Genomic DNA, 9,682 nt, shown 5'->3' on the forward strand with positions numbered 1-9,682 from the left:
GTTTCTCCAGCGAAAACACCATGTCTTACTACTGGCAAGCTAAGCTCTGGGGTCTGTTACATGATCCCGCCCTCAAAGCCCTACACGACAGGACTGGCCGCTCCAAGGAAGGGCTGTGGACCAGACTGGCGGCGATGCAGGGATGGTCTTCTCCCAAAGCCGAGGGATCCTCTCCCATAGGCGATGCCGATCTCATCGCCTCGGCCAGCGACCGGGCTGCCATTGGCCATTTGCCTGTAGCCATCGACTACCAGGTTGAGGATCGCGGCCAGGGGTTAGGCTCTGGACTGGAGATGAGCCATCTGCTCTCGGGGCGCAAGCACTTTTGGCAATTGGCCAATGAGCAACACCAAGCCCTCAAGAATGCCTGCTCCCGTGCAGACTACCTGATGGAACGGGAGGAGAGCGCCATCCCTGATTGGGTTCGGCAGGAGACGGATCCCCAAAAAGTGTTTTTGTGGTTTTGGCGGTGCTTTCCCCAAGCTATTTGTCAGGAGTTTGGGGATGAAAGCTTGCTGTTATTGCCAGCAGAAACCCGGCTGCCAGACGGATCCCTGTGGAGCCACGCCAGCGTCACCGCAGCCCTAGCGGGATGTTTGGCCGGCTACGACGAGCTCAAGTTCGCGCGTCCCTTCTTGGTGAGCTTTACCTTCAACCCCATCCAGGAGCTGATCAAAGCCAGCCGCAAAATGCGGGACTTCTGGGCTGGCTCCTGGCTGCTGCACTACCTTTCTGCTCGCATAAGTTGGCGACTAGCTGAAAAATACGGTCCCGACTGCCTACTCTACCCCAGCCTCTATGGCCAGCCATTAATCGACTACTGGCTGCGGGAGAAGTACCCCGAATTTGAAGAATGGATCCCTCAGCCTTCGCCTAACGCCCTGCTCACCGCCGGCTTTCCCAATGTGCTCCTGCTGCTGCTGCCAGAAGAGCGGGTGGAGGCGGCCATGCAGTTTGCCCAGCAGACCCTCAAGGAAGAATGGAAGCAGTTGGCCCAGAGGGTGCTGGATCACCTGCAGGCGGATCGCCACTGGATGGTGCAGTTGCACCCAGAGGATCCCTCCTGGGGAGGGTGGCTAGAGCACCAGTGGCAGCACTACTGGGCAGCCATGCCCTTGGGATCCCCGGCTCATGCCCTCAAGGATACCGGCATCCTCAAGCCCCCTCATGTTTCCATTGATGCGGATCCCTGGGTCAGTGCCCAAAACCGCACCTATCACCTGGGGGCTAAGCAAAAGCTCTTTGCTGATGAGGAGCTGGAGTTTCTGCGGGCTAGCTTTTGGGATCCCCAAAGACAACAGCGCCGCCAATACAAAGCCGGACTCAACGTGGGATCTTGGTGGGCAGCCGCAGTGGAGCAAAGTCGGCGGCTACAAGCCGCTTGTAAGCAGGCCCGCGATTGGCAGCTCCCCGTTGCGTTTGGGCCGCGCAGCACCGTTTCGGGCTTGGGGCCGGTGGTGCATCCCTCACCGCGGGAGGGGTGGATAACGGAGGGAGAGAGTCGGCGGCTTTGGCAACGGCAGGCCGGGCTCTTCGATGGCCGGGAACAGCTCAATGCCACCGAAACCCTCAAGCGGGGCTTGTACAAAGTGCTGCCGGAGCTCTTCCGCGAGCTGGATGAAGACCAGATTGCCGCTTCCTACCCGGATCTCACCGCTGGCGTAGCCGGCTACCTCAAAACCCAAGGGCGACGGGAACGAGAGCACTTCGAGCAGGCCTGTCAGGCAGTGGAGGCCCGCTACCCGGAGGTCAGAGGGGTGCTGCGGGAAATGCGGGGCAAATGGGGGATCCCGTGGGCCGACCGGCAGAACCTGCGCTACCATCCCCGTCTGCTCAATGCCGGTTGGCTGGTGGAAGACCTGGAGCTGGACGAGGAAACGCAAGGAAGCTACCGTCAGGACATCGAGACGCTTCTAGGCCGCTACTACCCCAGCGTTAACCCCGCCAGTTGGTACGTGCTGGCTGCCGGGGATGGGGACGACATGGGCAAATGGCTGAGCGGCGAGAAGATGAAATCCTACTACGACTATCTGCCTCAACCCCTACAGCGGCTGGCCAACGGGCAAACGGAAGCCATTGGCGAGGTCTTTGGCAAGGACAAGGAGGAGCTGGAGCAAGTCAAAGACGCTTTTCAGAAGTTTGTCAAAAACAGCCGCAAGCGCATGGGGCCTGCCACCCACAGCGCCCTAAGCCGCGCCCTGCTGGATTTTTCCGGCCAGTTGGTGCCCTACCTAACAGAGCAACGCTATGCAGGCAAGCTCATCTACGCCGGTGGGGACGACGTTTTGGCCTACACCAACCTCTGGGAGTGGGATGGCTGGCTGTGGGATATTCGCCAGTGTTTCCGGGGGGGAGAGGATGACTGGCGGGAGTTTGAGAACCTGGGGGACTACTGGCAGTGGAAAAAAGGGCGGCCTCCCGAAGGTTTGAGCCGGCGCCCCCTCTTTACCCTGGGATCCGCAGCCACCATCAGCTTCGGCGTGGTGATTGCCCATCACTCGGTGCCTCTGGCCATTGCCCTGGAAAACCTTTGGCAGGCGGAAGAAGAAGCCAAGGGCCACCTCTATGCCCATGGCTGCCCCAAAGACAGCGTGCAGGTGCGGGTGCTGTTTGCCAATGGCAACCAACTGGTGAGCACCAGCAAGTTCGACACGTTCGACAAGTGGAAGGATCTCCTTGATTTTGACTGGAAGCTCATGGGCCAGCAGCAGGATCAAAGCTCCTTGCTTGAGCAGGCAGCCCAACTGTGGGAGCAACATCCTGCCCCCAGCCCAGAGGCGGTGCCAGCCTGGGCCACGCTCTTTTGCAGCCGCCGGGATCTCTTCAAACAGGAATCGGAGCAGAAAGAACACTTCCAGAACAAGCTTGTGGAGTTTATCCAGCATTTTTGGCAGCACAGCCTGCCCGCCCAGCCCCAGGAGTGGGATCTGGAGATCAAAAACTGGTTCAAGTTGGCAGCTTTTGTGCTGCGCAACCGCACCGTGAAATTGGGGAGGAACAGCCGATGAGTTGGTTTACCCTATCACCCTTGGATGTGTGGATGTTTCGGGATGCCAAGCCCTTTGCCCCGGGAGAGCGGGCCTGGGCCAATAGCAGCTTTCCCCCCAGTGGCCACACCTTGGCCGGGGCTGTTCAAGCCTACCTGGGCCAGCCGATGACGCTGCGGCTGCGGGGCCCCTTTCTCTGCCACGACGAAAGGCTCTATTTCCCCGCCCCTTTGCACCTGGAAGACGGATCCCCCCTTGTCCCTGTGCCTTGGTTGGACGAGAGGGATCCCTACTTCCATTGCCACTGGGATCCCACCCGGCCAGCCCCGTTGGTGTCCCTGAGGCCAGCAGAGGAGGAACCCGAATGCAGCCAGAGCAGCAAGAAGAAAAAAACGGGAGGCTATCTGACCTTCGAGGCGGTGCAAAAGGCGCTGGAAGGCAAAGGCTGGGATCTCAGCCAGGCCGTTAAGCCACCGCTGAAGTATGAAGTGCGGCCCCACAACACCCTGCAGGTGAGCAAGCGGCAAGTGCGAGAAGCCGATGGCTACTTTGTGGAGACCTGCATCCGCCTTCAGCCGGGCTGGAGTTTGGCCCTTTCCATCGAGGGCTGGGATCCAGATCGCGAAGCCTGGGATCCCCTACCCCTTACTCAGGAAGCAGTGCTGCGGCTGGGGGGAGAAGGCCACTGCGCTTTGCTGGCCCCCTGTCCGAAGCTGCAGGAGCAGTGGCAGCAGTTGCAGACCCTTTCTCAGGCTACCTTTCGCCAAGCCCGACGCGCTTTGGCCTACTTGGTGACCCCAGGCGTGTTCATCAAGAAGGTGGATGGACGTTCCCTATGCCGTGCCTGGCCCTGGGAATGGAGATTGGCCACCCCCCACCCCGCCCATCCCCTCACCGGCCCCTTAGTGAGTGTAGCTACCGGCAAGCCCGTTCCCATCAGTGGACGCCTGCGGGTGGATCGCCCCCAAGAGCAGCGGCAGATGAGCCTGCCTGCCCCCCAAGTTTTTGCCGCGCCCCCTGGTAGCGTCTACTACCTAGAGCAACCGGCCCCCCTCAACCAAGAAGAGCCCGAGCTGGAAGATGGCCGGCTCAACGTGTTCCACCGCTGGCGGCTGTTGGGCTATAGCGAGCTCTTATGGCTGCCTTGGGCGAACTGAGTTTTGCTTTCAACCCTCCAATGCTTACTCAAAAAAGGAGAGATTTGTATGCCTTTTCAGATCGTTTACCTCCATCTGTTGACTCCCCTGCACACTGGCGGCACCACCCAAGAAGGCAACCTCTTGGGCATTGCCCGCGAATCCCACACCCATTTGCCCTACATCCCTTCCAGCACCATCCGGGGCAGGTTGCGGGCCAGTGTGACTGATAAGCACAAAAAATTTGAGCTCTTTGGCAACGAAATTGGGGAAGGGGATCAGCTGACCCAGGGATCCATTTGGATTGGAGATGGCTCCTTGCTTTGGATCCCGGTGCCCTCCCTCAGCCACGGGGTGGTGTGGATAAGCTGCCCGCTTCTGCTCAAGCGCTGGCTGCGGCTAACAGGCCAGAATCTGTCAGTGCCGGATCCCTATAGTACGAGCTTGAAGGCCGACCGACCCATTTACCTCAAAGATGCCATTCTCAAAGAGGGTCTTCGACAATGGTCGGAATGGAAGAGCTACACCAAAGATCCTAATATCAGTCGCATGATTGTTTTACCAGATCAGCACTGTGCCACCCTCATTCAAATGAGCCTGTGGCGGCAGGTGAAAGTCAAGCTTAGCGAGCACAAGGTTGTGGAAGGAGGCTTCCGCTATGAAGAGGCCATTCCTCCTGACAGCTTGATGTACTTTACCTGGGGGGTTACCGCCCAAGCAAATGGCAGTTCTGAGGAGGCAATGAAAGAGTTTCGAGATCTGCTGCAATCCAACCAGATTATGCAGATTGGCGGCCAGGAAAGCTTGGGCCGAGGCTTTGTGGAGCTGTCTTTGAACTAGATCTCAACCTAGGAGGGAGGTTTTATGAATAGCTTTGACCCGCGTACATTGGCCAAGCCCGTTTACGAATCCCTGTGCCAGCTCAGAGCACAAACCAAGGATACAGAAAGGCTAAAAGAGCAGAAGAACCAGGCTGTGGAGCTGTACACCTATCTTTCCACCTGGGGTTTGCTGCGCCTCAAGGCCGAAGAAGATGCCCTTAGCCAAGAGGGCAAAAAAGAGGTGGTCAAGGAGTTTTTCGATTGCCTAGAAAAGATCTCCGGTCAGAATGGAATCTCCAAATCCGACGGCCTAGATCGCCTCATGAGATTAGAAGTTGAAGAGTACCTGGGTTTAACAGGGCTGGGACTTGCTTTGGCGCAAGAATTCAGCTTCTGGGCTACAGCCATTTACCATGACGTTAGCGGGGGGGACTAATGAGTGTAGCTGTTCCAATCCAGTCTATTTCCCTGTATGAAGGAAGCCAAGTGGTTATCCATTCGCTGACTTGGCAAGACTTTGAGAGCATTCTGGAAGAGCTGGGCGAAGATCGCCACACTCGCATTGCCTATTACAACGGCACCTTAGAGATTATGTCTCCCTTATCCAAACACGAGCGCCCTCACCGCATTGCCGGCTACATTGTCTCAGCTATTCTGGATGCTCAGGGGAGAGACTGGGAAGATTTTGGCTCAACAACCCTTAAAAAGTCTGGCAGCGTTGGAGTAGAGCCTGACACCTGCTTCTATGTCAATAACCTGGAGCAGATGCGAGGGTGTGAGGGAAGAATTGATGTTGATCTATTGCCCCCGCCTGATCTGGCCATTGAGTCCGACGTTACTTCCCGGACCTTTATCGATGCCTATAAAGCTATTGGCGTGCCGGAAGTTTGGCTCTTGGGTGAGCGAAGTTTACGGATGTTTATTCTGCAGGGAGAAGACTACGTAGAATCGAGCTGCAGCCGGCTTTTTCCAGACTTCGACATCTCCAGTCTTGTACCTCAACTTATTCGACGCGCCTTAGAAATTGGCACCAGCGCTATGTTGCGCGAATTTCGGGAAACGCTTCGCAATTCCTAATACTGCTTTCCAGCTTTAGGAGAAGATCAAATGCCTAGCAATCGTCCTGCTCCCTGGTTAGGACATCCCTTGGATCCCAACCCCAGCCCAGATCCCACAGCGAGCTTTATTGAATATCTGCGTTGGATGAGGGCTCCAGCAACTCCTTTCAAAGACGGAGCCAAAGTCGATCTGGTGCACCAGGCAGAAGCAAAGGCAAACTACGGAGCGCGTCTTCAAGTTCTGAATGCTCGCATCAAACGCATTGCCGGAGAAAAAAACACTTTTCAGGTCACCTGTCCCTGGCGAATTCGGGTAGGCGGAGCCAAAGGCCCGGAGAGCATGCTGCTGCCCGCTTTTGATCACTTAGGGATCCCTTACCTTCCCAGCTCCACCTTGCGGGGGGTAGCCCGCGCCCAGGCTATTCGAGAGTTGATGCAGAAGCACAATCTGTCTTGGGAGGAGGCAGATAAAGCAGTGGCACCCTGGCTTGGGCATCTAGAAGCTGAGGATAAAGATAGTGCTGGCAAGGTGATCTTTTTGGATGCCTACCCTGTGCCGACCAAGACTCAAAAACAAGGGGATCCCGATAACTCCAGGTCGGGAGGCTTGGCTGTTGATATTGCCAATAACGTTTGGAGATGGAATGGCAACAGCTTGGAATATAAAGCAAATCCCAATGTCTTTTTCTCTCTCAAACAGGCCACGTTTTTAATCGGGATCCGCAAAGGCCCAGGCTGCACCGACGAGATGTTAGCCCAAGTGAAAGAATGGCTTATCCGCGGGCTGGAGCAAGGAGTGGGATCCCAAGTCAATACCGGCTACGGTCGGCTGATTCAAACTGGCAAAACTCTATCTCAATACAAGGGAGAATTCTTGCGGCTGCCTTTTGAGCTGGAGGGTCAGTTGATCCACGGGCGGCAAGTGGTCAACTGGAGACCTGATAAGAACCGGTATGACAACAAATCAATTGCCGAAGTCCGACCGGTAGCCTTTAAGAACATGCTGCGCTACTGGTTTCGAACCTTTGCCCTGGGTGTTTTGCCCGTGAAGCAGGTGCAGGAATGGGAGGGGCAACTTTTTGGGGCCATCACTCCCCAGCAAAAACACGGCTGGATCCATGTGGATTTGCTGAACGGCAAAGTCTCTCGGCCGGAGCCCAATCAGCAAAGAGAAGCCGCAGGCCAACAGGAAGGGATCCTTGTCTTGAGTTTTTCTAGCGAGTGCCAAAATTACGCTTCCCAAGCAGAGCAGGAGGCGGTGAAAAGGCTCTTTACTAACCTCACCTGGATGATGTTCCATCTGGGGGGTGTGGGCCAAGGTGCTAGAAGACCCTGCTACTCCCGCCAGGATCGCGACCGGCCTCCCTGGTGGCGCGGATCCACCCTCATTCCCAACTTAGAAGATTCATTTTGGAATCTGCCAGAGTCGGTAGAGGAATTCCAGAAACTCTTTCAGAAGCGGCTGCGGGGCTTTTTTGAAGCACTCCAGGTTTTGACTGGGCAGGCCATTGATCCCAGGAATCCCAGGAGCTTTGGTCAGGTCAGCAGAGAAAAGTGGCCTGAAGCTGTGGATGCCCATTGCAGGATTGTAGTCTGCAGCGGCCCAGAAGAGTTTAATAAGCCCTATGCTTTGGCTGTTTTGCACAAGGTAGGCAAGATAGCGCCAGGAAAATACGACAAGTTTCTCTGCGGCGACACAGGCACGCCGTCCCCTGTTTGGATTGCAGATTTGGATGACTATCAGGTGGTTACCGTTTTTGGGGCAACTGCGAATCCTAGGAAAAGATATCTCGAAAATCTGAGGAGTGGTGGATTTGCTCAAATCTGGCCATTCCAGTAGTAGGAGGTTAGAGAAGGCTCAACATGTCCAGAAGGAAAATCAACGTCAAAGCTCTAATAAGTCTAATCACAGCTTTAATCAACGGCTCAATCACACTGGCCATCTTACTGATTGCCCCTTTGGGATTGGCAGCCGTGATTACCAATACCATTCTTGTCGCGATTGCCAGCTTCTTTTCGGGCATTCTGGTCGAGATCGTGATGGATTTCTTGTCAAGTCCTGAAATTGATGTTGAGATTTTACCGGAGCGTGGCCGCTCTAAACCCGGCAATGCCATAGATCAGAGGCGAGGCGCTGAAGATCTGCGTCGTCATGACGAATAATGCGAACTTTATATGTCTCTCAGCAGGGGTGTAGGCTAAGCCTTAAGCAAGAGTTCGTAATGGTCTATTTGGGCGAGTCGCTCTTGCAGGAGGTGCCTCTACCCTTGCTGGAGCAAATTTTAATCTTTGGCCGATCCCAGGTAACCACCGATGTGGTGAGAGAGTGCTTGAAGCGTAATATCCCCATCGCCTATCTCTCGCGGCTGGGCTACTGCTACGGTCGCCTTATTCCCATTGCAAGGGGCTACCGCCGCTTGGCCCACTTGCAGCAAGCACTACCGGAGACATGGCGATTGCAAACAGCAGCTCAGATGGTGCGAGCCAAGCTGCTCAATAGCCGAGTGCTGCTGATGAGGCAGCTCAGGCAGCGCCCCACTGAGACAGGGGATCTGACCCTGCGCAGTCTGGAACATTTGGCTGCTCAAGCTCTTGAGGCCAAGTCTCTAGATCAATTGCGGGGCATTGAAGGAGCGGCTGCGGCTCTGTATTTCCCGGAATTGGGAAATTGCCTTCAGCAAAGGGGCTTTGTTTTGCTTAACCGCACCCGACAGCCGCCCACTAACCCCGTCAATGCCATGCTCAGCTTTGGCTACATGGTGCTCTGGAACCATCTATTAACCCTGATTGAGCTGCAAGATTTGGATCCCTATCAGGGTTGCTTGCACGCTAGCAGTGAACGCCATGCTGCTCTGGTTTCGGACTTACTGGAAGAATTTCGGGCGCCTATTGTAGATTCAATAGTCCTCTGGCTGATCAACAAGGGCATTATGAACATCGAAGAAGACTTTGAGTATCGCGATGGTGGCTGTTTTCTAAGTGATAGTGGCAGGAAAAAGTACCTTACAGCTTTCATCCAAAGAATGGAGGGATCCATCCAGACCCCTGACGGAGATCAACCCCGCTGGGATCTGCTAACGCAGCAAGTTAAAAAGTTTAAGCAATCCGTCTATAATCCTCAAGATTTGTACCAGCCCTACCGGATTCGCTGATGTTTCTTTATGTTGTTACCTACGATACTCCCTGCGACAAGCGACGCAAGAAAATTGCCGACCTGCTAGAAGGCTACGGCAAGCGCGTGCAATACAGCGTGTTTGAGTGCGTCCTCGACAAAGACAAGTTCGAGGAGCTCAAACTGCGGCTCCGCAAGAAGATCAAGCCCGAGGAAGACAGCGTCCGCTTCTATCCGCTCACTAGCTATGTCCTCGCCCAGGTGGAAATCTGGGGTGGGCCTGCCCTGACTGCACCCCCCAGCTCGGTCATTGTGTAGCTCAGGCAAGTCTCTTCCTACTTAAGCACTCGGTGTTTCCAAAAGCACACTCAAACGGTATCAACGCCTCCGCGAGCGATCCGCCAAAAGCCGCAAAGGCCGATTCTTTCGTCCGATCCCTCGACGCCTTGCGCCACAAGGCTTTCCGGCCCCAAAGCCCCCTCGCCAGCACCCTTTTTGCCGACTTTTTTCCGGATCCCTCGCAAATGGGTCTTGCATTCCTTGCCCTGCTTGGGTTTAATAGGGGTGG

Annotated in this window: 10 protein-coding genes; 9 read left to right on the top strand and 1 reads right to left on the bottom strand. The window is 55.6% G+C overall.

Annotated features, from left to right (window positions below; all coding sequences use genetic code 11):
- The first annotated feature begins 20 nt into the window (after positions 1–20).
- From cas10 to cas2, 9 genes are read left to right on the top strand one after another with little or no spacing between them, the layout of a single operon-like run.
- Entirely contained in the window at positions 21–3,008 is a 2,988-nt protein-coding gene (cas10, locus tag NW828_RS08020; protein WP_414383070.1) for a type III-B CRISPR-associated protein Cas10/Cmr2, read from the top strand.
- On the top strand, positions 3,005–4,144 hold the full coding sequence (locus tag NW828_RS08025; protein ID WP_414383072.1) for a type III-B CRISPR module-associated protein Cmr3: 1,140 nt from the start codon (positions 3,005–3,007) through the stop codon (positions 4,142–4,144). The genes cas10 and NW828_RS08025 overlap by 4 nt, the downstream gene beginning before the upstream one ends.
- 48 nt (positions 4,145–4,192) lie before the next feature.
- Positions 4,193–4,963 carry a type III-B CRISPR module RAMP protein Cmr4 gene (gene cmr4, locus NW828_RS08030; protein ID WP_414383074.1) on the top strand — a complete coding sequence of 257 codons (771 nt, stop codon included), beginning with the start codon at positions 4,193–4,195 and terminating at the stop codon, positions 4,961–4,963.
- A 24-nt stretch (positions 4,964–4,987) separates the two neighbouring features.
- Entirely contained in the window at positions 4,988–5,380 is a 393-nt protein-coding gene (locus tag NW828_RS08035) for a hypothetical protein (RefSeq protein ID WP_414383076.1), read from the top strand.
- Positions 5,380–6,021 carry a Uma2 family endonuclease gene (locus tag NW828_RS08040; protein ID WP_414383078.1) on the top strand — a complete coding sequence of 214 codons (642 nt, stop codon included), beginning with the start codon at positions 5,380–5,382 and terminating at the stop codon, positions 6,019–6,021. Before NW828_RS08035 ends, NW828_RS08040 begins: the two co-directional genes overlap by 1 nt.
- Before the next feature lie 30 nt (positions 6,022–6,051).
- A complete protein-coding gene (locus tag NW828_RS08045) occupies positions 6,052–7,842 on the top strand; it encodes an RAMP superfamily CRISPR-associated protein (RefSeq protein ID WP_414383080.1) in 1,791 nt (596 codons plus the stop codon).
- A 23-nt stretch (positions 7,843–7,865) separates the two neighbouring features.
- A complete protein-coding gene (gene csx18, locus NW828_RS08050) occupies positions 7,866–8,165 on the top strand; it encodes a CRISPR-associated protein Csx18 (protein WP_414383082.1) in 300 nt (99 codons plus the stop codon).
- The gene (cas1, locus tag NW828_RS08055; protein WP_414383084.1) at positions 8,165–9,154 is read left to right on the top strand and encodes a CRISPR-associated endonuclease Cas1; all 990 of its coding nucleotides are present in this window, start codon (positions 8,165–8,167) and stop codon (positions 9,152–9,154) included. The genes csx18 and cas1 overlap by 1 nt, the downstream gene beginning before the upstream one ends.
- Positions 9,154–9,432, top strand: coding sequence for a CRISPR-associated endonuclease Cas2 (cas2, locus tag NW828_RS08060; RefSeq protein WP_414329659.1), 279 nt, complete (start codon positions 9,154–9,156; stop codon positions 9,430–9,432). Before cas1 ends, cas2 begins: the two co-directional genes overlap by 1 nt.
- 50 nt (positions 9,433–9,482) lie before the next feature.
- Here cas2 and NW828_RS08065 read toward each other — a convergent pair.
- Positions 9,483–9,682 (bottom strand): hypothetical protein (locus tag NW828_RS08065; protein WP_414383086.1); only part of this gene is annotated, 200 nt, incomplete at its 5' end.

Origin of the sequence: Synechococcus sp. W55.2 (assembly GCF_047461635.1) — a bacterium.
In the GTDB taxonomy this organism is placed as follows: domain Bacteria; phylum Cyanobacteriota; class Cyanobacteriia; order Thermostichales; family Thermostichaceae; genus Thermostichus.